General features: G+C 49.0%; 20 protein-coding genes. 4 read left to right on the top strand and 16 right to left on the bottom strand.

Translation table 11 applies throughout. From position 1 onward, the window contains the following. Positions 1 to 12: 12 nt before the first annotated feature. Positions 13 to 3888 (bottom strand): response regulator, encoded by a 3876-nt coding sequence (locus tag ACO1NT_RS01900; protein WP_449046681.1) that lies wholly within the window; start codon positions 3886 to 3888, stop codon positions 13 to 15. Positions 3889 to 4123: 235 nt separating this feature from the next. Between ACO1NT_RS01900 and ACO1NT_RS01905 the strand changes: the two genes are divergently transcribed. Both ACO1NT_RS01905 and ACO1NT_RS01910 read left to right on the top strand, forming a co-directional pair. After that, the gene (locus ACO1NT_RS01905; protein WP_449046683.1) at positions 4124 to 7405 is read left to right on the top strand and encodes a SusC/RagA family TonB-linked outer membrane protein; all 3282 of its coding nucleotides are present in this window, start codon (positions 4124 to 4126) and stop codon (positions 7403 to 7405) included. A gap of 13 nt (positions 7406 to 7418) precedes the next feature. Continuing rightward, positions 7419 to 9173, top strand: a complete 1755-nt coding sequence (locus ACO1NT_RS01910) for a RagB/SusD family nutrient uptake outer membrane protein (protein WP_449046685.1) — start codon at positions 7419 to 7421, stop codon at positions 9171 to 9173. A gap of 127 nt (positions 9174 to 9300) precedes the next feature. Here the strand turns inward: ACO1NT_RS01910 and ACO1NT_RS01915 are convergent, their stop codons facing one another. The 10 genes from ACO1NT_RS01915 to ACO1NT_RS01960 form a co-directional block, all read right to left on the bottom strand. After that, on the bottom strand, positions 9301 to 9741 hold the full coding sequence (locus tag ACO1NT_RS01915) for a carboxymuconolactone decarboxylase family protein (RefSeq protein WP_449046687.1): 441 nt from the start codon (positions 9739 to 9741) through the stop codon (positions 9301 to 9303). 65 nt (positions 9742 to 9806) lie between these two features. Then, the gene (locus tag ACO1NT_RS01920; RefSeq protein ID WP_449046689.1) at positions 9807 to 10382 is read right to left on the bottom strand and encodes a Crp/Fnr family transcriptional regulator; all 576 of its coding nucleotides are present in this window, start codon (positions 10380 to 10382) and stop codon (positions 9807 to 9809) included. A 136-nt stretch (positions 10383 to 10518) separates the two neighbouring features. Further along, on the bottom strand, positions 10519 to 11946 hold the full coding sequence (locus ACO1NT_RS01925) for a phytoene desaturase family protein (protein ID WP_449046691.1): 1428 nt from the start codon (positions 11944 to 11946) through the stop codon (positions 10519 to 10521). Positions 11947 to 11956: 10 nt separating this feature from the next. Next, positions 11957 to 12868 carry a TIGR01777 family oxidoreductase gene (locus ACO1NT_RS01930; RefSeq protein WP_449046693.1) on the bottom strand — a complete coding sequence of 304 codons (912 nt, stop codon included), beginning with the start codon at positions 12866 to 12868 and terminating at the stop codon, positions 11957 to 11959. A gap of 1244 nt (positions 12869 to 14112) precedes the next feature. Further along, positions 14113 to 14721: a MarR family winged helix-turn-helix transcriptional regulator gene (locus ACO1NT_RS01935; protein WP_449046695.1), complete on the bottom strand. Its 609-nt coding sequence runs from the start codon at positions 14719 to 14721 to the stop codon at positions 14113 to 14115. A 61-nt stretch (positions 14722 to 14782) separates the two neighbouring features. Beyond that, the gene (locus ACO1NT_RS01940; RefSeq protein WP_449046697.1) at positions 14783 to 15016 is read right to left on the bottom strand and encodes a thioredoxin family protein; all 234 of its coding nucleotides are present in this window, start codon (positions 15014 to 15016) and stop codon (positions 14783 to 14785) included. Between the two features lie 118 nt (positions 15017 to 15134). Then, positions 15135 to 15611 carry a methylated-DNA--[protein]-cysteine S-methyltransferase gene (locus ACO1NT_RS01945; RefSeq protein WP_449046699.1) on the bottom strand — a complete coding sequence of 159 codons (477 nt, stop codon included), beginning with the start codon at positions 15609 to 15611 and terminating at the stop codon, positions 15135 to 15137. A 27-nt stretch (positions 15612 to 15638) separates the two neighbouring features. Next, positions 15639 to 16520 carry a lipoyl synthase gene (gene lipA, locus ACO1NT_RS01950; RefSeq protein WP_449046700.1) on the bottom strand — a complete coding sequence of 294 codons (882 nt, stop codon included), beginning with the start codon at positions 16518 to 16520 and terminating at the stop codon, positions 15639 to 15641. 84 nt (positions 16521 to 16604) lie between these two features. Beyond that, on the bottom strand, positions 16605 to 17687 hold the full coding sequence (locus tag ACO1NT_RS01955; RefSeq protein WP_449046702.1) for a family 20 glycosylhydrolase: 1083 nt from the start codon (positions 17685 to 17687) through the stop codon (positions 16605 to 16607). A gap of 40 nt (positions 17688 to 17727) precedes the next feature. After that, a complete protein-coding gene (locus tag ACO1NT_RS01960) occupies positions 17728 to 18909 on the bottom strand; it encodes an alginate lyase family protein (protein ID WP_449046704.1) in 1182 nt (393 codons plus the stop codon). Positions 18910 to 19022: 113 nt separating this feature from the next. Here ACO1NT_RS01960 and ACO1NT_RS01965 point away from each other — a divergent pair, with 113 nt between their 5' ends. Further along, the gene (locus tag ACO1NT_RS01965; RefSeq protein ID WP_449046706.1) at positions 19023 to 19628 is read left to right on the top strand and encodes a hypothetical protein; all 606 of its coding nucleotides are present in this window, start codon (positions 19023 to 19025) and stop codon (positions 19626 to 19628) included. A 209-nt stretch (positions 19629 to 19837) separates the two neighbouring features. Here the strand turns inward: ACO1NT_RS01965 and recA are convergent, their stop codons facing one another. From recA to ACO1NT_RS01990, 5 genes are all read right to left on the bottom strand, one after another. Further along, positions 19838 to 20845, bottom strand: coding sequence for a recombinase RecA (recA, locus tag ACO1NT_RS01970; RefSeq protein WP_449046708.1), 1008 nt, complete (start codon positions 20843 to 20845; stop codon positions 19838 to 19840). A gap of 41 nt (positions 20846 to 20886) precedes the next feature. Then, entirely contained in the window at positions 20887 to 21573 is a 687-nt protein-coding gene (gene nth / locus ACO1NT_RS01975) for an endonuclease III (RefSeq protein ID WP_449046710.1), read from the bottom strand. A gap of 16 nt (positions 21574 to 21589) precedes the next feature. Next, positions 21590 to 21793, bottom strand: a complete 204-nt coding sequence (locus ACO1NT_RS01980) for a hypothetical protein (RefSeq protein WP_449046712.1) — start codon at positions 21791 to 21793, stop codon at positions 21590 to 21592. 69 nt (positions 21794 to 21862) lie between these two features. Then, a complete protein-coding gene (locus ACO1NT_RS01985; protein ID WP_449046714.1) occupies positions 21863 to 23491 on the bottom strand; it encodes a S8 family peptidase in 1629 nt (542 codons plus the stop codon). 107 nt (positions 23492 to 23598) lie between these two features. Continuing rightward, complete coding sequence (locus tag ACO1NT_RS01990; RefSeq protein WP_449046716.1) at positions 23599 to 23832, bottom strand: hypothetical protein; 234 nt, start codon at positions 23830 to 23832, stop codon at positions 23599 to 23601. Positions 23833 to 24277: 445 nt separating this feature from the next. Between ACO1NT_RS01990 and ACO1NT_RS01995 the strand changes: the two genes are divergently transcribed. Next, the gene (locus ACO1NT_RS01995) at positions 24278 to 24988 is read left to right on the top strand and encodes a GNAT family N-acetyltransferase (RefSeq protein ID WP_449046718.1); all 711 of its coding nucleotides are present in this window, start codon (positions 24278 to 24280) and stop codon (positions 24986 to 24988) included. Positions 24989 to 25013 lie beyond the last annotated feature (25 nt).

The raw sequence follows: 25013 nt of genomic DNA on the forward strand, positions 1-25013 counted from the left end.
AAACAACGATCATTATTCCATTTCCTTGCTATCCATAAACTCCGAGGGGTTGATGCCGAAAAGCTTTTTGAACTCCTTGCTGAAATACTTGCGATCGGAAAAACCGACAGTGTAAGCTACTTCACTTATATTGCTTGTGCTGAGCAATAATTCTTTGGCTCTGGTGAGGCGGTGTATTTTCACGTAGTTGTTCAGCGACAGATCGGTAAGCGCCCTCAGCTTCTTGTAGAGAATGGGCGCGCTCATCCCCATTTCGCGGGCGATAAAAGCAACATCGAACCCATCGCGGGTTAAGTTGTCGTCGATGAGTCGGTCCAACGACCAGATGAATTCCCGATCCACCCCGTTGGCCTGTCTAACAAGGTTTCGCCTGAAATCCTTGCGATTAGCTTTGCTTACTGTGAGAAGGTTATAGGTAGATAGGTAAAGCTCGTGGCGATCAAAAGGTTTGGCTATGTAGATGTTGGCACCGCATTGCAGCGACTCGCCGTAGACCGAAGGGTCCGTGATTGCTGTTAACAGGATAAAGGGAATATGGCTCGTCGTGACGTTGGATTTGATGGACCCGCATAGTTCGATGCCATTCATTTTGGGCATCATCACATCAGCGATAATCAGATCCGGCAGGTGGGTCCCGGCCATCCGCAGTGCTTCTTCCCCATTGCCAGCGGTGAATACCGTATAGTTCTCCTCGAAAATGCTAACAACAAGTTGAAGAAGCTCTTTATTATCATCAGCGACCAGGATGCTATCGCGGTTTTCGTCGTCGATGCGCCTAAACGGCACCACTGCCGTGGCCTCCGTGGCTAGCATCTCCGGTTCTTCGTCTTCTTTTACGCTGCTGCTGAATGTTGTGTCTTTCTTTAAAGTGACTGTAAAGACAACCCAGTTTCCGCCGTCTTCCATGATGGTTTCGCAGCTGATGCTGCCTTCGTGTTGTTCGACAATTTGTTTGGTCAGCGCCAAACCAATACCTGTGCCGATTACATTTTCGGTTTCATTTTCACGATAATACTCTTCGAAAATCTTGAATCGGTTGCTCTCCGCGATAGGGGCACCATTATCGGCAATGCTAATCTCGATGGCATCGTCGCCATCCACCAGGTCGAGGTAAACCGTACCGCCTTGGGGCGTGTACTTAATCGCATTTGACAATAGATTGAAAAGCACCTTGTCAAACTGAAACGGATCGAGAGGGAACAGCCCTACTTTGTCAATTCGCCTAATGTAATAGTTGATTTCTTTTGCCTGGGCCAGATCGTGGAGGAGGTAGAAATTGTCTTCGATGTATTCACGTAAGGCGATGTCCGATTTTTTTAATCGTTGGTGTTTACTATCAAATCGCCTGAAATCCAACAGCTCATTAACAATATGGAGTAATTTGGCTGCATTTTTCTTTACCCTTTTTAATTTTAATTGCGTCTTGGGCTCGTTGGCGGTCTCTGTAATGATTTCGTCAAGTGGTGTCGTTATAAGGGTAAGGGGAGTGCGTATCTCGTGAGAGATAGCGGTGAAAAATTTTATTTTTTTCCCATGTTCCTTTTCCGCATTGATGAGAATCTCCCGCTCGACGATAAACTTGACGACGAGGTATGCAATGGCGGCAAAAAGCAGGGCATATAGGGTATAGGCCCACCACGTCTGCCAGAGGGGTGGCAAGACCTTGATGTGAATTTGCAGCGGGGTCTCGGCCCACACCATGTCGTTATTGCTGGCATAGATCAACAATGAATGGTCGCCTTCGGGAATATTGGTATAGCGGATATGCGGTGTATTGCTTTCAATCCAACCCTTATCAAAACCTTCCAGTTTATAGCGATATCGGTTTTTGAGCGGCTTGATAAAGTTCGAGCTTGAAAAACCAACGGTAATGAAGTTTTCGTCATGCTGCAGGACGAGTCCGTAACTGCTGTCCCCTTCGCGGGTTAGCCGTTGAAAAGGAACGGCCATTTCGTCGTCAATCCAAATATCGTGGAGAATGACAGTGGGCGCCACGGTATTGAATCGCACTTGGTCGAGATTGATGGATACCAAACCATTCAATGTCGCGACGAATAGAGCCTTATCTCCGCTAATGTATAATTTCGCATTTTGCAGGTTCCCGACAGGAAGTCCATCATGCCGGGTCAACACATTCGTATAGCCCGTTTCGTTATCGAAAAACACTAGGCCGTCTTTGCTGGTTATCCATAACTTGTTGTTTATGTATATGGGCCATCCAAGATGGTTCCCCCGGAAGCGGGCTACCTGTTGCAGCGAGCCCTGCGGTGATAATCTGTGGATGGCCTCCGCATGGGTTACCCAAACATTGTTTTCTTTATCGATATAAAAACCGTCGATCTCCAGCTGCTCCATGCCGCTGATGATATGGAAACGGGGGTCCTCCATGCTCTTCTTGTAAAGCTTGGCTTGTGCCATGACATATATCGTCCCCTTTTGGTCCGCTTGGATATCCGTTATGACATTTTCCCCGGTTTGTGGAATATACCTGGGGCCCTGTTCGTCGACCTTGTATAGGCCTACGTTCGTTCCCAGCCAGGTGTTTTTTTGCGAATCTATATAGATGCTGTATATATTGTTCCGGGGATGGAAGAGGTCCGGGTGCAGTCTGAAATGCGTGCTTTTCCGTTGCACAATATCGATAACCGAATACCCCCCTGCATACTGGGCGGCATACAGCTTCCCGCCCCGAATGTACAGGTCTTTAATGAGATCGGAGGAGGTAAAATTGGAAAACGCCGTTGTTTTCAATCCATTCTTATCCAAGAAATTAATACCTTCTTCTTCGGTTCCAATCCAATAGCCGTATTCTGATTCGGCAAAACTGCTCACAATATCGCTGTTGAGCCGTTGCGTAGGATTGGAAGTGGTGGAGTATACCGTTAGTTTCGTCGTGTTGGGATAAATGGCGTTGATTCCGCCGTAATAGGTGCCAACCCAGACAATGTGTTGACGGTCTATAAAGAGATCATAAATGGAGTTTTGGCTGAGCGAGTTTCTAGTGCGGCCATTGTGCCTATGGTTGATAAACCGGTGGGGGGCCGACGGGGGATGGATAACCGACAACCCCTTTAAGGTCCCTACGAGGAGGTTCCCTGCACCATCCCGGATAACCTCCCTGATATTATTGCTTAGGATATTACTATTATCCTCGTTAAAATTAACCCACCGCTTTGTGGTCAAATCGTAGCGGAAAAGCCCCCCAAATTTGGATGCCACCCATAACGTGTCCCTTTCGGAAAACATACTCGGGAAAACCCGCGGGGCTACTGATGATACGGGAATCCGGATATTGGTGAGGCCCGATACCGCATTTCCCGTAAGGGTAAAAGTCTCGACGCCCGCTTGACCTGCAATTGCATAACGGTTTTTGCCAAGGGAACTAATGGTCTGCACATCCTTTTCGGCAATCAGTGCCTGGAGTTCGTAGTTGCCGTGATGGAAATCGAGCCTGTACAAGCCATCTGTTGTGCAGAGAAAGGTTTGTTCGTCAATGATGCCGATATCTAACACGGTAAGGCCGGGCGCCAAGCTTGCAGTGACCGTCTGCCGACGATCGATGTCGTAGATACGAAAGGACGTTGATGAGGCGATTAGGAGATGGTTTTGTGCGTTAACACCAATTTTGGTGATGTAACCGATGTGCTTGAAAGCCGTATCTACGGAGACAAGATTGGTGATATGTTGCGAATCATAGACAAAGATATTGCTTTGCCCACCAAACCAAAGCCTACCCTGTCGGTCTTGGGCAATTGATAATATCGCTTGCCGATCCAGGCCGCTTTCCTGACTGAGTGGCGAAAAATGGAAGGCCTGGCTACAAACGAACTGTATTTGTAATAACAATAGAAAAGTGCCCCAAAGCTTGATATGTGTGAACGCCGGCATCGAGGTTCGATTCTGGATTAGCTACCGATCATAGAAGTATCTTTCCCGCAACGAATATAGCGCTTTTTTTTGCCGCACACAAACAACTATTACTCAATACCGTACGCACCGCAAGCCGGCACATTCACGATTTTACCCCTCATTTTTTAAGAAATACCCCCTCCCGAAATATCGTTCCGCACCACTTTTGAGATTGTGCAATAATCATTTTCATTTATAAACTAAATTCAAGAATATGATGAAGTTTTACAGGATTGGGCTGTTCCTAATATGCCTATTCGGCATCGTGCAGCTTGGTATAGCCCAACAGCAGATTCCCCTTTCGGGGAAAGTTTCCAATGGTCAGGGAGTGGCTATTTCGGGAGCGACGATCAAAGAAAAAGGGGGAATAGCCTCCACCTCTACCGATGAATCGGGGCAGTTCAGCCTTTCGATACCATCGAATGCCACGCTTGTGATTTCCTACGTCGGCTATGTCGAGCAGGAGATAGCCGTGGACGGGCGCCGTTCCATCGATATCACGTTGGAAAGTTCGGAAGCGGTGCTTGATGAAGTGGTGGTCGTTGGCTACGGTACGCAAGCGAAATCCAAATTATTGGGGTCTGTTTCCACAGTTGATGCCAAACAGCTGGAAAACAGGGCAGTAACCAATGTCTCTGCGGCGCTATCAGGTCTGGCTGCCGGTGTTCAAGTCAAAGTCGGCAACGGTAAACCAGGAAGCGACGGCGCGACTATCCGTGTACGTGGCGTCGGAACAATGAATAATAACAGTGCCTTGGTGATCATTGACGGCATCCAAGGGGTGATGGACGCCGTTAATCCAGAAGATATCGAAACCATATCGGTTTTGAAAGATGCTTCGTCTGCCGCGATATATGGAGCGCGGGCGGCGAACGGTGTCATATTGATTACCACTAAAAAAAGAAAAACAGGGCAAGCTCCCCAGATTTCGTATTCGGGGTTGTTATCCCGGACGACCCCGAGTGTTAAGCCCGTATTTTTAAGCGATTATCTGACACATATGAATTTGTTTCAGGAGGCAGCTGAAAACATTGGAAATACGGGTCCATATACCCAAAGCGCGATGGATGTATGGGAAGCGGCAAACGCCGATCCGAACGGGATAGCAGCATCGGGTGTGCCTAATTACGTAGCCTATCCCAATACGGACTGGGGGGACTGGATTTATGACAACGGCTACCTTCAGAATCACAATATCAGTGTATTGGGGGGAAGTGAAAAGATAAGGTATAACCTATCGGGAAGATTGCAAGATAACCCGGGGATTATGCACAATACCGGGATGAAACGTTACGATGGGCGCGTAAATCTAGAAATGGATATTACTGATTTTTTGACGGTAGGTACGCAAACATTTGTTATCAATGAGCATCGCTCCATGGCGTCGGATGGCAACCTATATAACTATTTACGGCAGACCACGCCGGGCATTTACCCGATGTACGAGGGGAAATTCGGTGGTGCGGTGATAAGTTCCGGTGAATCCTCGCAGTTGAATAACCTGCTGCTGTATTTGTACGATAATAAGGGAAGCAATGAACGGACCCGACTGAACGCCACTTTTTTCGCGAAGGTCAAACTGTGGAAAGGATTGACGTTTGAGACCAAATTCAACTATCAGAACCGCTTTGATGAAGTGAAAAGTTGGTCCGATCCATCGCCCCGTTATGATTTTTCCACTATGGAAATCATATCATCCCCTGTCAATTTAGCGCAGTTGACAACCGGCCAATCTTACAACAAAATTTATCGGAAATCATTCGATAATGTATTGCGATATATAACAACGATAGACAAACATTCAATTAGTGCGTTAGTAGGCCATAACGAGTTTTACTATAACGATTCGGGTTTTAGTGCATCGAGAAAGGGCCTGATAGACCCCACCATTACCAATATTGGTACCGGAACGGAAATGAACAGCATCGGGGGAGGAGAATCTGATAACGCCATGCGTTCTTTTTTCGGCCGGGTAAGCTATGATTATGATGCTAAATACCTAGCAGAGTTCAGTATTCGCAGAGATGGATCGTCTAAGTTCGGGCTCGGGCGGAAGTATGGAACATTCCCCTCTGTTTCCTTAGGGTATGTGTTGTCCAGAGAATCGTTCATGGAATCCGTAAACCCGTATATACAAGACATTAAAATCCGTGGGTCTTGGGGACGGTTAGGGAACGATGGCGGTGACGACCTCAATGTTTACGGCTGGCATGGTGTATTTAGCCAGGCCGGTTATTCGTTCAATGGTGCACAGGCCAGCGGCTTGAGAATGTCGCGGTTTGGAAATAATTTACTGCAATGGGAAGAGTCTGAAAATAGAGAGCTTGGGCTTGAGTTTTCTACGTTGGATCGTCGTGCGTTTTTCGAACTGAACATATATGATCGCAAAACAACCGATATTATCCGTACAGCGCAAATGCCCATTACGGCGGGTACAGCCAGCCCTCCTTTTTACAACCAAGCATCCATGCGCAACAATGGTGTAGAGCTTACCCTGAATTGGACAGACCATATCGGAGACTTTCGCTACAATATCGGAGGTAATTTCGCCTATAACAAGAACCAGGTCACAAAATTCGAAGGTAAATTGGTTCAAGGTATGGTCGATGACGGTGCGGGCAGCCAAGTTTGGCAGACTAATTTAGGTGACGTATCTGCCGGCGGGTTAAACCGTACCTTGGAAGGCTATCAGTATAATGAATTCTACCTTCGCCAGGTATATCGCGGAGATGGCAGTTATTTCAATAGTGATGGGTCGGTAAATATCAACGGCGGGCCTTCAAGCGGGATGATTCGTACAGAGGAAGACTACGCATGGGCAAAAGCCATGAAAGACGCGGGATATTCCTTCTTGAACTCTTCGCAGCAAATCGGCGATAGCTACGGAACCACGCGGATGTATTATGGAGATTTAATCTATGCCGACCTGAATGGCGATGGCATATACGGAAACAGTGCTGACCAGCATTTCACCGGCACGTCTACCAGTCCGAAATATATTTACGGTTTCAATCTGGGATTCTCGTACCGGGGCCTGGATTTGTCTATGATCTGGGCGGGGGAAGCAGGTGCACAATACTATTGGACAGACCATGGCTATAACAGCAATGTATTAATTTTAGGGAATCAGGTAACGACCCGAATTGCCGATAATCACTACTTCTATAACCCTGAAAACCCCGGAGACCCAAGGACAAATGTCAATGGATATTTCCCAAGGCTAAAGTATGGAACATCGGCAGAAAACATCAACAACCAAGCTAGTAATTATTGGCTATATAAAGCCAATTACCTTAAGCTTAGAAATTTACAAATAGGATATACCTTAAGCAAAAAAATAACGGAGCGGTTCAAAGTAAGGAATTTACGGGTGTTTTTCTCCGGCGAAAACCTGTTGATGTTCACGGATTTCCCAGGCTTAGATCCGGAGGTCGGCGCGGGAGCAGAATATCCGACGATGAGGCAATACGCGTTCGGATTGAATATTGGGTTCTAAAAAGAAATAGATCATGACAACTAATAACAAAAGAAAATATTGTTTTTGGGGCGGCAGGGCAATATCAGGCATTCTTTTCGGCGGCGCGATACTGTTTTCGTCGTGCGAAAAAGGATTGTTGGACACTACACCGAAAACCCAGGTATTGACCAACAACATGTGGTTGACCGAAAACCTCACTGACCAAGGTGTGAATGGCGTTTACCAGGCATTGCGCCTTGGGCAAGACCTATTTGTGTACGATTCGTACGTAACCATGCAGGGTAGGGATAATTCGACCTTGATGAACGGTACCGCAACCTCATCGTCCGGTATTTTTTCATCAACTTGGCAAAATCTCTATGAGGGCATTCAGCGTGCAAATAACGCCATTTACGGAATAACGGAAATATCGCCTGTTGCGGAAGACAAAAAAGCCCGTCTGCTAGCGGAAGTGAAATTCTTGAGGGCGTTCTATTATTACCGTCTAAACCAGCTTTATAGGGGGGTACCTATTTATACCGAGCCTATCACGTGGGATAAAGTGGACAAACCGAGGAGCACGGAGCAGGAGGTTTGGGATCTGATTATATCAGACCTTACGGCCTGTATAAATGAGACCCAGTTGCCAGATCGTTATCAGAAAGGAGATGGAAATTTTGGAAGGGCAACTAAATCGGCCGCTTACGCGCTTCGGGGCAAGGTGTATATGTATACTCAGGAATGGGCAAAAGCCATTGCTGACTTCGAAGAAGTCAAAAACTTGGGGCATACGCTATTTAACAACTATGCAGATTTGTTCAAAGGAGACAATGAACAAAGCCCCGAAATTATCTTTAGCATTCAAAACATGCCGCTATCTGGTTATGGGTCAGATTATCAATTTAGATTCGGAAGTAGGTCGGCTTTTGGTTCAAACTGGAATACCTACCTGATAAGTCCGGAAATGATAGATAGATATCAAAGGAAAGACGGAACGCCATTCAACTGGGACGACTATATACCGGGATACAACGAAATGGAGCCGAAAATGCGAGAAGTATTCTTTCTGCGTAACAACTTGACGGCAGAGGAAATACAGAATATGGCCGATAAAGGATTGGACATGTCATTGTATCTTCCAGATGGTAACGAAGAACGTGTGACCGCAGCTTATGCCGACCGAGACCCACGTTTAGCAAGCACCGTTATCCTACCCTATTCGACTTTTCTTGGAGCTAATGGGTCGGCAGATCAACTTTTCACTTCCAGGTGGCCCTACCGCCAGGAATTCGGAGGCGTATTTGATTTACGTACGGATATCGTGCCCCGCTTTTACTACTACCCCCGCAAGTTTGTGTATGAAGGCGCCAACCCGGGTATTCCAAACAGGCAGGCAGGTGGTTATGACTACATCGTGATGCGCTATGCGGATATCCTTTTGTTGTGGGCCGAAGCGTTAAATGAGTCGCAAAAGACAAGTGAAGCCGTGTTGAAAGTGAATGAAGTAAGAGCGCGGGCTGGTGTAGGGAATATACCCCTGGGAATAAGCACGGATGACCTCAGGAAGGAAATCCGCGACGAACGGAGACGTGAATTGATTGCCGAAGGTGTCATTTATTTTGATGAGCTGCGCTGGAAGACATTGAAAGAAACTTCTTTCCAGGAAGGAAGCGGCATAAAGGAGGTTTGGGGAACTATTAATTCGCCTTATACATGGGGTGGCGATCAATTGTACATTTGGCCGATTCCTCAGGTAGAGCGCGAGCGGAATACATCGCTAACCCAAAACACGGGCTGGGACGACTAAACCCGCTGGTTAAGTAGGCACATAACGTCCGGTTGTCTGCGATATCGCAGACAACCGGACTTCAAACCGATACCGACAGACATCTGTAGACCGGAACCGCGTAAAAAGACGCCGATGGAAGCAAGTGCTAGCTGGGTATGGGCAAATGTGTACTGATTGCAATACGATTCCATACGTTGATGGTTGCGACGGCCATAATGATCTGCGCCAAGTAATTTTCGCCGAAGGCTTTCAATGCCGCCTCATAGGTAGCGGTTGTCAGTCCCTGCTGGCTGATTAAGGTCACTTCTTCGGTTACCTGCAATAGGATGCGCTCTTCTTCGGTGAACAGGTCGGTTTCGCGCCAGGCATTCAACAAGAAGATACGCTGTGTGGTCTCGCCATTTTTCAGGGCATCCTTGGTATGCATATCGATACAGAAAGCACATCCGTTGATCTGGGATACTCGGATCTTGATCAATTCCTTATGCGCTGGGGTAAGCTGCGATTGAGCCAGGTATTTTTCCAAAGCAAAAACCGCTTGGTAGCCTTTCGGTTCTGTGTGCTCAATGTTGATGCGTTTTTCCATGATTGAATTAATTTTTGTTACGACACAAAGGTATCCCGCGGCTACCGGAAAAAACTTGAACCCGTTCAAGAAATTCGCTCTGCCCGCAGTTTGCTTACGTATTCAGGGGTAAGCCCCAAAAAAGTGGCCAATATATACTGGGGTACCCGATTGACAAAATCAGGGTATTGCTCGCGGAAATGGAGAAAGATTTCTTTCTTTGAGTACGCAAAAAGGTATTTGACCCGATTTAGGCTTGCCCCATAGCCGATTTCGTACATCAATCGGAAGTAGCGTTCCATGGCGGGAACAGCAACAAGCAGGCGTTGATAATCGGCTTCACTGATGCAAAAAACATCGCAGGGCTCTACTGCTTGGTAGGAACAATCAGTGGTGCGCCGTTGCGAAAATGCCTGAAAGTCCGTAATCCACCACCCCTCGATGGCGAGCTGTGTGGTTTTTTCCACACCGGCCTCGTCTACGAAATACCCACGCATACATCCCCGGGCAACAAAATAGAGGAAGTTGCAACGTTCATTTGCATGCATCGCCCATTCTTTCTTCTGCAAGTGCCGGTAGACAAAATAATCTACCAACTTACTGCATTCTGCCTCGCTAAGTGAGGTATAACGGCGGATGTGCCCAAGTAATATGTTGTTCATCTATCCTCCTAACCAAACAACCACCAAGCAACGGCCAGCGTAATCAAAATGTTGAAAAACTGCGCGAACCATAAATCCTGTATCGTTTTAACAATCTTCCGTGAGCTTTATACGTGATGATTACATAATAGTTAGCTTAAAAAATATCTGTTAGCGCCTGCCTGGCCGCGTAGTGGCCGCACATACCATGTACCCCCCCACCCGGTGGCGTAGATGCCGAACAAATATATAAACCTTTCGCGGAAGTACGATATGGAGAGGGCCGAAGTGCAGGGCGATTGAACAATTGTGCGATGTTCACCACCCCGCCATTAATATCGCCCCCGATATAATTGGCATTGTATCCCTCCATGTCGGCGGTGTTGAAGGTATGCACAGCCCGTATGGTATCGCGGAACCCCGGTGCGAAACGCTCTACCTGATCGGTAATTGCTTCGGACATGTTTTCGGATGAGCCGTTCGGCACATGGCAGTAGGCCCAACCCGTGTGTTGGCCCGCGGGTGCCCGCGACACATCGAATATGCTCTGCTGCGCAAACAATACGAAGGGTTTCTCCGGGTGGCCACCTCTCCAGACCCGACGCTCGCCATCGGCGATTTCATTGAACGTACCGCCCAAATGCACGGTTCCGGCTTTCCTTGCCGCTTCAGCCAGAAAGGGGGCGGGCTCACTTAATGCCCAATCCACTTTGAATACTCCCATACCATATCGATGGCGTTTCAACTGCCATCGGTAAAGGGCGGATAGCTCATCGCCGCAGATTTGCAGGAGCTGCTGGGGCGAAGTGTCGAACAGGACCGCTCTTGCATTGGGTAAATCACCCAACGTTTTGACCTCCATATCGGTTCGGATCGTGCCTCCGAGTGATTGGAAGTAGCGTGCCATGGCATCGGCGATGGACTGTGAGCCCCCTTTCGGTATTGGCCAGCCACCACGATGCCCTGCGATGGTGAGCACAAAGGCAATGGCGGAGGATGTGAGGTTTTCCAATGGGATCATGCTATGGGCCGTGATGCCGGCCCACAGGCCTCTCGCTTCGCGGGTGTGAAAACGTGCTGCTGCCTGTCTTCCCGATTGGAGCGATTTCAACCCAAAGGCAGCTAAAGCGAAGGGATGTTCAGGTATTTTCAGCATCGGCCCCAGGATGTGGCTATCGATCTGGGGCCAATTTTCAACCAACGGCCTCAATAATGCCCGGTACGCGCACCCATCGGTACCCAACTCCGATGCCGTCCGGTCTAATGAGCGGTATAACACGGCCGCCGTGCCATCATCAAATGGATGGGCAGTCAGCACTTCTGGATGGATGTATTCGAGCCCGAATTCGCGCAAGGGCAGCGACCGTAAGAACGGGGATGCCACCCCCATGGGGTGGACGGCCGAACATACGTCATGGTGGAAACCAGGAAGCGTCAGTTCTGCCGTGCGCATCCCACCACCGACGGTCCCCTTCGCTTCGAGCAACAACACCCGCACCCCCACTTGCTGTAGGGTGATGGCAGCTGCCAGCCCATTGGGGCCGGAGCCGACAACCACAGCGTCGTATTTTCCGGCATCGTCCATCAGGTTACAATTATAACATTAAATTATCGAGGGCATGCCCTACATCTGGATAATCAAACTGGAACCCTGCATCACGCAGGACCTTAGATGTAACACGATGCCCATCCAACGCCAATTGGGGTTCTGTGCCGATGAGCCGGGCACCCCATCTTACCATCCAAGTTGGGGTTGGCAAACCAATAGGAGCATTTATTCTTTTTCGCAAGGCACGCATAAAGGTTTCGTTCTTTACCGGGTTCGGACTGCAGGCATGTATAACGCCCATTATTGATTTCCGGGCGACTAACCAATCGATCAACTTCACGAAGTCGCCCTCATGTATCCACGACACATACTGGTTCCCCGGCCCGACGGTCCCTCCCAAACCCAGCTTCGCTAACTTAACCAGTGGGGCGAGCATTCCCCCTTTCGACAGCAGCACGGAACCCATCCGAAGTTGTACCTTTCTTGTAGTCGGGGTATCCGCATCGGCGAAAGATGCTTCCCATTGCCGGGAAACCCATGCGAGGAATCCCATGCCATCGGGCACGTCGTTTTCGTTAATCAACACCGAGGACGGTTCGAAAATCGAAATCCCACCGGCGTTTATCCACACCTCGGGCGGGGTCGGGCAGCGGGCAATAGCCTCGCCGATCACCGTTGTTGTCAGTACCCTTGACTGCAATATTTCCCGCTTGTTCTTGGCTGTAAATCGCGTATCAACCGGTCGGCCCGCTAAGTTCAGTATGGCCGTTGCACTATCCAGTTCTCCCGCCCAATCGCCTAGGCTACGGCCATCCCACCGGATATACCTCGCTTTTCGCAACATTGGGGATTCCGAGCGGCCCAGCACCACAACCTCCCAACCTAGTTCGCTATACGCCTTAGATAGCAACGTTCCCAAAGCTCCTGTGCCACCGGCAATGATGATTTTACTTGACATCTACCGCTAATTGCATGCGCGACTTCCCTGGCCAAATCGTGTTGTCCAAAACTACAAATAAAGAATGGAATAATCGTTTGTCAAATTTAATAGGGGTGCAATTCAAAACAAATTAATGAAATCAGGTCGCAAACAGACTGCCGTAAACCATGTAATTGAGTATTACAACCGGAACCTATCCCTAGTTGCAGGTCGCTGTTCGATGTCCTCATCGGCATCGGCCCGCAAAAAAATAACCGATAGTAACTCAAGGCCCCCAAAAGTGACACGAGGAATAGACACGAAGAGCTTTCTTGTACACGAAACGCAACCTCATGCGCAGCGGTTCATTATTAAACCGCCGCGCTTTATCATGCTTATGCGGCAGAATATACTTGTACCGCGTCGCTATAAGTTTGTTCCGGAGCACATGAACCTTCAAGTGCGGCACATGAAAACAGTTCTGACTAGAAACATACATGTTATGCCGCGGAACATCTTTCTTATGCGCCGGAACATCATTCTTATGCCGCACAACATGCTTCTTCCGGCGTACTTTTAAACTGTTGTGAACAACAACATAATTGTTATGCGGCACAAAATGCATCTAGCTCGGCACAACAAACTTATCCCGCCGCGTTTGAGGTTTAAAGCGCGCCACATGAAAGTTGTTATCCACTCGGACATACTTGTTGTGAGTAGGAACATCATACATATGCCGCGGAATCAAAATGTTTCGGCGTACCATAAACATCTGCCCGCGTACTCCTAACTTGAGTTCGATTAAATTTTGTCCGCTCAGCAACCCAATAACATGACTTTGTTGCTACCCAGTGGATGGTGTCTGCTGCATATAAGCAATGAAACCAATCTATGTAGGCGACAATTTGGAATACACCCATTTAATAGGGTTTAAACAAAGATATAACAGGTATTATATAAGGGGTTAACTTTTTAACCTACGGAAGCCGGGTGGGACATTTGTCCATCCGGAGAAAGTACTGATTTCGCGGAGCACCCGGGGCGTGCTTGGGGTAGTGATAGGCTCATAGTGTGTTGCAATGTGACGGTGACCTATTTCGCTATTTCAGGCAGAGTGGCGCTGAACGAAGGGATGGACCGGAAACCCTGGAAATAAATCAATTGCACGCGATGGAAAAGCCCGTACATGTGTATGCATCGTTTTTCGACACGCTGTCCGATAGTATTTCCGACAGTGTATACTGCGGTATGCTAACGCCACCAAAAGCCCATGGTTAGGCAGCTCAAATAACCACGTGATCCGGGCAGTCTATCCGTAGTTCACTATCTACCAGTTTCCTGTTCAGTAGCTGGCAGTAGTGCTTGGCATCCCCTTGATGGGGACGATAGTGGGCGCAGGTTAAACACATCCGTTGTATGGTGATTATGCCCGTTTGGTTGAGATGATGGATGATACCGATTAAGCTCAATAGCAGATTTTCTTTGTCGTGCGGACGCAACGCGTCAATGGGGGTTTGGATCTCAGTGGTAAATGTCGCCGTCTTACGGGCAACTTCCATCCCTTTAGACGATAGTCCGATGGTGTAACTCCGGGTATCGTTCGGCTCATGGGTTTTGGTGATCAGTCCCTTTTGATCAAGTGCTTTCACAGCATCGCTGATCGTCGCTTTAGTCATGTTAAATTCGTTGGCCAAGTAGCTTATCTTTCTTTTCTCATCGCTGTGGTGCAATAAGAATATCAAGACCTGAACCTGTATTGGGCTTAGTGAAAGCTCCTTGCTTTCATTCCAAAGCAAAACACGGAAAGCTTGTGAAACCCTTTCCAAAGCGGCGATAATCTTACCCTCGACACCGCTGTTCTGGTTCGAAAGGTCAAAAGGCGATATACTCATCTGGATACAAGGTATGCAATTGCCCCGCAAAGATAGAAATCCTAACGCTGCGGGGCAAATTTTAACCCTTTACATCTGCCATAGAGGCCCCAAAGTTGATATGCAATACATTCCCACCGGGCGTTACCAGCGCAGGCACTGATTTCACCCCTGCATGCTCCGCCTCCGCAATGCGGGACCTGTCTTCACCGATATGCACCACTTCCACATTGGGGGCCCCGATAAGATCGATGATGTCATGCTCAGCACTTAGGCATACCGGACATCCTGCATGATAAAAAATTGATTTACTCATGTCAATAAGTTTAAAACAGTTGGTGGCATTATTACCGTAACAAATATAGTTAGGATTCCTAACATTTTAAGGCAATTTTATTCTTTTCTTCAGATCGCCGGAAAAAGGTCACGGGTTATTAAAATAACGTTTGTTGCTTATAGGGGTTCTCATGCTCCAGCAGCCATTTTTTGCGCCATAGGCCGCCGGCGTATCCGGTGAGCGACCCATCGCTACCGATCACGCGGTGGCAGGGCACAACGATCCAGAGGGGGTTCTGTCCGTTGGCGGCAGCCGCCGCCCGTATCGCTTTAACATCACCAAGGCGCCGTGATAGCTCTAGGTAGGATATTGTTTTCCCGTAAGGTATCTTGAGGAGCTCCAACCAAACGCTTTTTTGGAAATCCGTTCCTTTCAGGTTGAGCTGGAGCTGGAATGTTTGCCGGGTTCCGGTGAAATACGCTTCGAGTTGGCGGACGGCATCCGTCAATGCACCGGGGATATGTTGGGATGGCTTTATTGTATCGTCCTTCAGCACGGAAACCGCAACGATCCCATCCTCATCGCCCTTGATAGCGGTGATTCCAAGTGGTGTCTGTACGAAAACTTCTTCCATGCTCCTCGATGGTTTGCGGCGGCAGTTTCACTGCATATCAAACAGATGCTTTTCGGCGTGGTATGACGACCGCACCAGCGGACCGCTCTCTACATATTTGAAGCCCATACGCAATCCCACTTCCTGGTAGTACTTGAATTGTTCGGGCGTAATCCATTCCACCACCGGATGGTGCGCCTTGGTGGGCTGCAGGTACTGTCCGAGCGTAAGGATATGTACACCGGCCTCATATAAGTCGGTCATCGCTTCAATGACATCCGCCTCGGTTTCACCGAAGCCAAGCATGATGCCCGACTTGGTACGCAACCCCGCGGCGGAAATGCGACGCAGGCATTCGAGGCTGCGGTCGTACTTGGCTTGGATACGCACTTCGCGCGTAAGGCGACGTACAGTCTCCAAGTTGTGTGAAACAACTTCCGGGCGCACGGCCAGTACCCGATCAAGGTTCTCCCAATTCCCTTTGAAATCGGGGATAAGTGTTTCAAGTGTCGTGTCCGGGCTTTCCCGGCGGATGGCATTTACGGTCTCGGCCCAAACCGCAGAACCTCCGTCTTTGAGGTCGTCGCGATCGACCGACGTGATGACACAGTGCTTCACTTCCATAAGCTTCACCGACTGGGCCACCCGGTTGGGCTCGTCCCAATCGACCGCCAGCGGCCGGCCTGTAGCAACGGCGCAGAAGGAGCAAGAACGGGTGCAGATATTACCGAGTATCATGAACGTAGCCGTGCCTGCCCCCCAGCATTCGCCCATATTGGGGCAATTACCGCTCTCGCATATGGTATGCAGCTTATGCTCGTCTACCAAACTACGCACGTGCCGGTATTCCTTACCTACCGGCAGCTTCACGCGCAACCAATCGGGCTTGCGCGGCAATTGACTTGCTGGAATCACGGGGAGTTCAATCATAGCCACAAAGTTAGGGATTAATCTTGGAATTCCCGTTAGCCCCGCCGGGCCGCGCCATAATCTGACGTTTGCCCAACAGCTGGCCTAATGCCTTCCGATTTCAGCAAACAGGGCCTTGAAACAAGCCACTTCGCTTTCATCACCCGCCGGTTCCTTTCCGTAGAATTCATCGAGAAAGGAGCCTGCGCCACTCCATACGGTTTGCATCATGCCCCGATAGCGCGGGGCCACCTCATCGGTAGCATGTTCTTGGAAACGAACCATGTCCTGCAACTGCGCGCTGGCCACCGCACCTTTTTTCCAAGGGCACGTGACCACCGAAAACCCTTTCATCGCAAAATACACCACTGTTTGCACCGGTTGATCGTAATGCCAATCGCAGATCATCACGTTCTTATCGACAAGGTCCACAGCGCGGTGGGTACTGTTCATGCTTGCCTCCCACATACCGATACCGGTGGTCTTACCATCGATGAGGCGGTCGCCCCAAATCCATAATTGGCGATCGCGTTGATCGAGGTGGTTGGCTATCCTGTTTACTTCATTGGCGAACAGTTCGGCCTTATCTCGTCCGCCACAGCGCGCGCAGCTGTCGTGGCCAATGTAAAAGACCTCGTCCATACCGGCATGAAAGGCATCGGCCTCGAAAACGTCGCAGATTTCATCCACCAGATCGAAAACCACCTTGTGCACCTCGGGGTGCAATGGGCAATAGCTTTTACAATACAAACCATCTGAGTTGGGCCATGCGTATACTTCAGGCATGCGCACGTGTGGTGTTTCATCAAACTGTGGATAGACCTCGAGCAATTTTCCCAATTGCCCGGCCCACGATTGGTGGCCCAGCAGGTTAATCTGGGGGATGATCCGTATATGGTGTTTCCGGCAGATCGCCACCAACTGCTTCACTTCTTTCTTTGACAGCGGATTATCGCTGCGGAGTTCGGGCCGACGCTCGAACGCATAATTGTGATCTATCCGCAATACCAAGGTATTGACACCACGCGGGGCCAGTTCTTCGTCGATAAATTTAATGAAATCGCGCAGGCGATCGGGACTTGGCGCCGCGATGCAGAAGCCACGGACGGCTAGCTGCATTTGGCCCCTTGCGATGTGGCCACTGAACAGTACCAGGAATACGATAATGGAATAACTTATTTTTTGCATGGTCAAAATGAATTGGTTGTCTATATCATGGAAAAAATGCTTATAGCCATAACAAGGGATATCGGAGCGGAAGATTACGTATGACCTCACCATCGGTCGGGTCATGGCCCAATGCCGCCCAGGCATCCAACAGGGCGGTATCATGGTACGCCAAAGCGCCCAAAAAAAGGAATGGCTGCGCCACGGGCCATTGATCCCAATACATCACATCCTGCGCGAAAGGCCAGTTTCTTTTATGCTGCACATAGGGCAATAAGTAATGAATGCCTTTTTTTATGGAGCGGTTTGCCGTTGTTGTGTATTCCCACAGATTATCCGCCGGTGTGGAGAGCAATTGGCAGATGGTCGCCATGGCATCTAGGTTAAAGAGTGAATAACCGTAGGGTTTGGTCCGCGCGATCTCCAATGGAAAGCTGCCATCGTCGGCCATTTGCTGGGGGAGCAGTATGGTTTTATAACGTTCGATGCATTGTTCAATAAGGGCGCTATTACCGGTGTAGCGCGCAAAAGCCGCCACCTGCATTACCCAGCAGGTACCATGGTTATTTTCGGCATTCATCTCATCGATGCCATAGGGATGGGTAGTGAGCCATGCGAGGTATTCGTCGAACCACGATCGGGTATCGTGGAGCATCCCTTCGGCAAGCACTCCTGCGTCAGCCAGTATACCCAGTGCCTGAGCCACTTCGATGAGGTGTATGGTGTCTATGATGCCGATACCTCGTCCCGTAACCCTCCCTTTGATCGCCTGTGCATACTGGAGCGAGGGGTTCATCCGTGTTTCGGCATCGATAAACCAGGCTGATACATGCTTTAATGCATGGTCGATGTATATATCATCGCCGGTAAGTTTCCATGCAGATACGAGCGCGCCCACCACCCGGCTGAAACGGATGAGGGCCAAACGGTGGTCGATGAAGTTGTCGGGATTGGTTACACCATCCCGGCGGACATAGGGCCCATCGGGATTGGTGGGATCCGGCCACCAATAGTCGCCCTCGGAGTAAAAGTCGTGCCTGCTGCCCGTGCTGCGGTGCGCGATACTGGCGGTGACCGTCTCGGGCTGCTGACCGAGCGCCCATTCCGCGTCGCGCAAGGTCTTATCGCGAAGCACATCCGTGATGACCGTCTTGATAGAATCAGCCATCTGTTGCTGCTGGCCCATTGAAATGGTCGTTAAAAATAGTGGCAATAGGAAGAAAATGGATCGGATGCTTTTCACAATTAATCAGTTTACGTATTTGCAACACCTAAATACCCGGGTAAACTAGTTTGGCATGTCCGGGAAAACAATTACCTTAGCGACACCAATATATAAATTAAATACAAAGCACCATGAAAAAATTAATCGGTACGGCAGCAACCTCAATGCTCATTGTTACGCTCGGGTTCGCACAAAAGATGAAGGTTATCTCTGGCGATTTCAGCTTCTTGGAGGGCCAGGAAACCATTATGACCCAATTGGATTTCAGTGAAGTGACGTTTTATAACGAGCATCTCACTGAGGAGCAATACGTCGATAGGCGGATCAAAGAGATTGAGGAGAAGGAGCCTGGCGAGTCTGCCAATTGGGTCAAGGACTGGGAGTCGTTTAAAAACGAACACTTTCTGGAAAAATTCACGGCGATAGCCACTGAAAATTCGGATAAGGCAAATCTCACTTTCGTTACCGAAGGGAGTACCCCCTATACCCTCATTGTGAAGGCCACATGGATTTACCCGGGCTGGTTCGGGGGAGTGATGAAACAGCATGCCAAAATCAGCACCTTGTTGCATTTTGTCGAATCTGGCAACCCCGATAATGTACTCTTGGCCATTGAAGCGGATAAAGCCCCTGGCGATATCGCTTTTGTGGGCATACCCAATACGAACGACCGGATCGCCGAAGGGTTTGCAAAGACGGGCAAGTCGTTAGCCCGCCTTATTGACAAGAAGTTATAAGCAGGCGTTGATCCAGTAAAATCCCATAGCAGAAGGCATAAAAGAAAGGCCCTGAAACGGGGAGAATCAGGGCCTTCTAACTAACCAATTATAAACCTAAATTATGAAAAGACAATTTTACATTACTAGTTAATCAACTTCCGTGCCGAAAGGGCAGGGCAAGTGTTAAATTTTTGTTAAATGAGTGCAAGCGCTCTGAAAACCGGCATTTACAGCTCTTCCAGTTTCTCAGCAGTTACCTCTGCCTTTATTTTGGTTTCCAATTCGTCCATCAAATCAGGGTTGTCCAATAGCAGTGCTTTCACCGCATCACGCCCTTGACCGAGCTTGGTATCGCCATAGCTGAACCAGGAACCGGACTTCTTGATGATATTGAAATCGACACCCAGGTCAATGATTTCGCCCGCTTTGGAAATCCCCTCGCCGAACATGATATCAAACTCAGCGATGCGGAAAGGTGGTGCCACTTTGTTCTTCACAATCTTCACCTTCACTCGGTTTCCTGCCACTTCGTCCGAATCCTTGATTTGTGCCATGCGGCGGATATCAAGGCGAACGGAAGCATAAAACTTAAGGGCGTTACCTCCCGTGGTGGTCTCTGGATTACCGAACATAACTCCAATCTTCTCCCGCAACTGGTTGATGAAGATACAGCAGCAATTGGTTTTGGAGATGGTGCCGGTAAGCTTGCGTAACGCTTGTGACATCAGCCGGGCTTGCAATCCCATCTTCGAATCTCCCATCTCGCCTTCGATCTCCCCTTTGGGAACCAAGGCTGCCACCGAGTCGATAACGATCACATCGATTGCGCCGGAGCGGATCAGGTTATCGGCAATTTCCAATGCTTGCTCCCCATTATCGGGCTGTGCAATCAACAGATTATCGATATCCACACCAAGTTTACGTGCATAATATTTATCGAATGCATGCTCCGCGTCGACGATAGCCGCAATTCCGCCCTTTTTCTGCGCTTCGGCGATGATGTGCGTGGCTAGGGTGGTTTTACCCGACGATTCCGGACCATATATTTCGATAACCCGGCCTTTGGGTACCCCGCCGATTCCCAACGCGATGTCCAGGCCGATCGACCCTGTTGATATCGAGTCAATTGGCTCCACCGCCGAATCTCCTAACTTCATCACGGCACCTTTCCCGTATGACTTTTCCAGCTTATCCAATGTCAGCTGCAGGGCTTTCAGTTTTTCTTGGCTACTCATTTTATTAGTAATTTATCCATCAAAGGTAACTTATTTTATTTTTATTTACTAATTTTTTTCGTTTTTACATTCCCTATCCCCAACTTCGGCCCAACCACTTTCTCGTAATACCTGCACATCCACGTGATCGGGCATTGCTCGCATTTGGGTTTCCGGGCCACACAGATATACCTGCCGTGTAAAATTAACCAATGGTGGGCAATCGCCAAGGTTTCTTCCGGTAAATATTTCACTAACTGCTTCTCGACAGCCAGGGGTGTTTTCGCCCGATCGGTCAAACCAATTCGGTTAGCTACCCGGAACACATGTGTATCCACCGCAATGGCCGGCGCATTGTATACCACGGAAGCAATGACGTTTGCGGTCTTGCGACCCACACCCGGTAGTTTTTGGAGGTCTTCTACGGATTGGGGCACCACACCGCCGAATTCGCCAACCAGCTTTTTGGCCATGCCCACCAAATGCTTGGCCTTGTTATTCGGATAACTTACGCTGCGTATATATGTAAAAACCTCATCTGGGTGGCTTGCGGCAAGGCTTTCCGCTTCGGGAAACCGCTCGAACAATGCCGGGGTCACTTGATTGATTCGTTTATCCGTACACTGTGCAGACAAAATAACCGCCACCAGCAACTCGTACGGATTCCGGTAATTCAATTCCGTTTGGGCATCTGGATTGTGCGTAGAGAAATACGCCACAAAAGCCTGGTAGCGTTCTTTTTTAAGCATGTTGGTAGTTCCCCTCTTACATCAATGACGCGCGCTGGGTACGGGAATACGACCTGATCTTACTGATGGTTCCAGCTTGCGGCTGCCGGAGCAACGCGTCCAGTTCACTTTTAAGCATGTCGTAAAACAATTGGTCATCGGCATCCAACCGGATAACATCGTTTTGCAATTTCTTGGTGACCTCACGTTGGGGGATGGCGCGTGTATACGTTTCTGTCATAAGCATATTAGTTATATGGTATATAACGCCACTACCAACGAATTAGTATGCTTAATCGAACGTACGCATTTATTTTTTCTTCCGCCCTTCAACCGCTTGCTCCGCTAGCTGCACCGCACGGTATGCGTTGACAATGCCACCGGTTACACAGATATCATTCATGGATACCCGCATATTGCGCCCATCGGGGCCCGCCACTTTCACTCGTTGGTCTACCCGTGTAACGGACTGCATGATGATGCGCTTCACTTCTACGGCGGGCAGTTGCGGGTAATAAGAGCGTATCAGCGCAGCGAGGCCGGCAACAACGGGAGACGCCATGCTAGTACCTTGTTGGTCTTTGTAAGTAGACCCCGGCATGGTGGAATGGATCTTCACGCCCGGGGCGAACACATCCACCGACCGCCGCCCATAGTTCGAAAACGACGCGACGAGTTCGCTGTCGTTATTCCATTGCGACGCGCCCACTTCTATCCATGCGGTCGCCTCGCCTTTGTTGATCCCCAAGCTATCGACGAAGTTCCGGTTGGGGAAATTTGGGTTGGCATCATTATCCTGGCCCTCGTTCCCGGCGGCATGGATAAGGAGCACATCGTTCTCGATGGCAAATCGTACGGCATCGTCAACAGCCTGTTTGTCCTTTACGAATGCCTTGCCGAAACTCATGTTAATCACTTTCGCCCCATTCTCCACCGCATAACGGATGGAGTTGGCCACATCTTTATCCCGCTCATCCCCGTTGGGCACCGTGCGCAGTACCATGATGCGCACATTGTCTGCCACGCCCTTGATACCGGTATCGTTGGAACGTACGGCACCGATAATACCCGCCACGTGGGTGCCGTGCTCGGCATCGGGTCCGGTTACATCGGCATTGCCATAGTAGCGCTCGTGGCTGTTTTCGTAATCATCTCCTACAATATGCCGCGGATCAAACGCTTTGTTGAGGTGGTAATTGACCTGGTTGTTAAAATGCTCCACACCATCCTCCAGGTCCGTGTAGAAAATACTGAAGTCCGGTTCGTCTTTCAATTCTTTCTTGACAATCCGCAAGGCCATTTTTTCGAGATCGCCTTCAGCCTTGTAATTTTCGAAATCGGCCAGCGCTGGCTTCTCTTTCCCGATCCGTGCTACCATCGTATCTACCATACGCTTTAGGCCGGTATAGCTCGCTTGGCCGAGGTGGGCCTCCTGCGTTTTATTCGCATAATAGGTTACCATTTTCTGGTATTCGGCAAATTCCCGACGCTCTTCCCCGTCCATCGGTGTACTGGGCAATACCGAAACGTATTTGGGTTCGAGATCCCTGATAAGGCGTGTCACTTCCAGGTTATCGTAGTGGACATTCTCGCCATTGGCGTTGCCAATGAAATTCCAGCCGAACTTATCATTTATATAGCCATTGCCATCTTCATCCGTGCCGGTGGCGGCACTGTCTTTCTCGTTGATCCAGATGACATCTTTCAGGTCCTCGTGGTTCACGTCTACACCCCCATCGATTACGGCTACCACCACGGTGGTGCTTTTCTTACCCTTAAGCAGTTCCTCATAGGCCTTTTCCGTACTTATGCCCATCACGCCGTCGCGTTCATAATCGAGATTGAACCAGTTTGCCGGTGGGGTATCTTTTGTCTGTCCGAAAGAAACGATAGGGAACAGGATGAGGAGAAGTGCGCTGCGCAATTTTGAAAACGCCATATTGTGTGCTTATTTTAGTGTGTGGGGCAAACTTAGTTAAATTATTGATGGGTGCTTTAGTGTATCGTTCTTTTGATGATGATTGGAGCAAAAGGTTTAATGGCCCGTCACGGGCTAACCGCCGACGTACTGTTTTCCTGTGCTTCTTTTTTCCGCTCCTCGAAATTCTGGACGGCATTTTTGCTCGCCCGGATAGAAGCTGCTACCGCGCCGATAACGAGCAGCACCACGATAATAATACCCCAAATCCCCTTTCGGCGGTCTTGCTTCATCAACCAAAAAAGGAAGGCGATGAGAGGTATCGCAAAAATCAAGATAAAAAACCAGCTCGTCCCTGTCATGTGGCAAAGGTCGTAAATTTGTTTTTTGTTTCGCTGTATTTTTGCGTTTTCGTTCTTCCGGTGCGAAACAGGACACGGACGGAAAAACAAAAACACAAAAAATACGACAAATAATTAAAAATATTTTCATTATATTTGGCACCTTAATTGCAGCACGACGCTGTATACGAATAGGATGAACACAAAAAATATGATAGCTCTATCTGCCGTGCCTTGCTTCCAGCATCGCACGATGTGCTTTTTTTGTGAACTGTCAACAGCCGAAAGGCCGGTCCTCCGGTTCCGACGACCCATATTGCCCCGGGCTTAATAAGGGGCATACCTCTCCGATAAATGTACGATAAGAAGTCCATCCGTACAGATCAATCCGTGTTATTGTTAAGTTATTTAAACCATAGAACACAACTCAGGTTGTTTGTTTTCAATTTTCGGGGTCGTTATTCCAATGGAACTTTCAGACTTTAATATCATCCCAGCTACCGAAGCGTATGTCGATTACGCCCAGCAGATATGCGACGAAATGGCAGAATCTGCCAAAGCCCGCGGAACGGGTATCGCCCGGCGCAGCCCGGAGTATGTAGCCAACAAAATGCGAGAGGGCAAAGCGGTTATTGCACTGCGCAAAGCCGACAAGGCGTGGGCGGGGTTTTGCTACATCGAAACCTGGAGCCATGGCGACTTTGTGGCCAACTCCGGCTTGGTGGTCAATCCGGAATTCCGGAAGGTCGGCTTGGCCAAGGCCATAAAAAAACGTATCTTCGAGCTCTCCAGGGAAAAATACCCCAAAGCGAAGATATTCGGTCTCACCACGGGCTTGGCCGTGATGAAAATCAATTCCGATTTGGGCTATGAACCCGTAACTTATGCGGAGCTTACCCAAGATGAGGAGTTCTGGAAGGGTTGCCAAAGTTGTGTTAACTATGACATCCTGACCATGAAGCAGCGCAAAAATTGCATGTGCACAGCGATGCTCTGGGACCCGGTGGAAAAAGAAAAGGAGCTCCGGGAACGGATTGAAATGAAAGCCAAAGCCAAAGAACGGCTGAAACAGATCACGAAAAAATCGTCGTTGCTGAAAAGGATTGAAGCGAAGCTGTGGAAGTCTACCAAGAAAATGGTAACGGCGTTTATTGCCCGGCATCCGAAGACGGTATAAATTAAGTAATTGAAACCAAATAGAT

The sequence above is a fragment of the Parapedobacter sp. genome (assembly GCF_053550995.1).

Excerpts from the sequence above, each read along its gene's own strand:
- ACO1NT_RS01900 (WP_449046681.1), bottom strand. The coding sequence starts at position 3,888 with ATGCCGGCGTTCACACATATCAAGCTTTGGGGCACTTTTCTATTGTTA.
- ACO1NT_RS01905 (WP_449046683.1), top strand. The coding sequence starts at position 4,124 with ATGATGAAGTTTTACAGGATTGGGCTGTTCCTAATATGCCTATTCGGC.
- ACO1NT_RS01910 (WP_449046685.1), top strand. The coding sequence starts at position 7,419 with ATGACAACTAATAACAAAAGAAAATATTGTTTTTGGGGCGGCAGGGCA.
- ACO1NT_RS01915 (WP_449046687.1), bottom strand. The coding sequence starts at position 9,741 with ATGGAAAAACGCATCAACATTGAGCACACAGAACCGAAAGGCTACCAA.
- ACO1NT_RS01920 (WP_449046689.1), bottom strand. The coding sequence starts at position 10,382 with ATGAACAACATATTACTTGGGCACATCCGCCGTTATACCTCACTTAGC.
- ACO1NT_RS01925 (WP_449046691.1), bottom strand. The coding sequence starts at position 11,946 with ATGGACGATGCCGGAAAATACGACGCTGTGGTTGTCGGCTCCGGCCCC.
- ACO1NT_RS01930 (WP_449046693.1), bottom strand. The coding sequence starts at position 12,868 with ATGTCAAGTAAAATCATCATTGCCGGTGGCACAGGAGCTTTGGGAACG.
- ACO1NT_RS01935 (WP_449046695.1), bottom strand. The coding sequence starts at position 14,721 with ATGAGTATATCGCCTTTTGACCTTTCGAACCAGAACAGCGGTGTCGAG.
- ACO1NT_RS01940 (WP_449046697.1), bottom strand. The coding sequence starts at position 15,016 with ATGAGTAAATCAATTTTTTATCATGCAGGATGTCCGGTATGCCTAAGT.
- ACO1NT_RS01945 (WP_449046699.1), bottom strand. The coding sequence starts at position 15,611 with ATGGAAGAAGTTTTCGTACAGACACCACTTGGAATCACCGCTATCAAG.
- lipA (WP_449046700.1), bottom strand. The coding sequence starts at position 16,520 with ATGATTGAACTCCCCGTGATTCCAGCAAGTCAATTGCCGCGCAAGCCC.
- ACO1NT_RS01955 (WP_449046702.1), bottom strand. The coding sequence starts at position 17,687 with ATGCAAAAAATAAGTTATTCCATTATCGTATTCCTGGTACTGTTCAGT.
- ACO1NT_RS01965 (WP_449046706.1), top strand. The coding sequence starts at position 19,023 with ATGAAAAAATTAATCGGTACGGCAGCAACCTCAATGCTCATTGTTACG.
- recA (WP_449046708.1), bottom strand. The coding sequence starts at position 20,845 with ATGAGTAGCCAAGAAAAACTGAAAGCCCTGCAGCTGACATTGGATAAG.
- nth (WP_449046710.1), bottom strand. The coding sequence starts at position 21,573 with ATGCTTAAAAAAGAACGCTACCAGGCTTTTGTGGCGTATTTCTCTACG.
- ACO1NT_RS01980 (WP_449046712.1), bottom strand. The coding sequence starts at position 21,793 with ATGACAGAAACGTATACACGCGCCATCCCCCAACGTGAGGTCACCAAG.
- ACO1NT_RS01985 (WP_449046714.1), bottom strand. The coding sequence starts at position 23,491 with ATGGCGTTTTCAAAATTGCGCAGCGCACTTCTCCTCATCCTGTTCCCT.
- ACO1NT_RS01990 (WP_449046716.1), bottom strand. The coding sequence starts at position 23,832 with ATGACAGGGACGAGCTGGTTTTTTATCTTGATTTTTGCGATACCTCTC.
- ACO1NT_RS01995 (WP_449046718.1), top strand. The coding sequence starts at position 24,278 with ATGGAACTTTCAGACTTTAATATCATCCCAGCTACCGAAGCGTATGTC.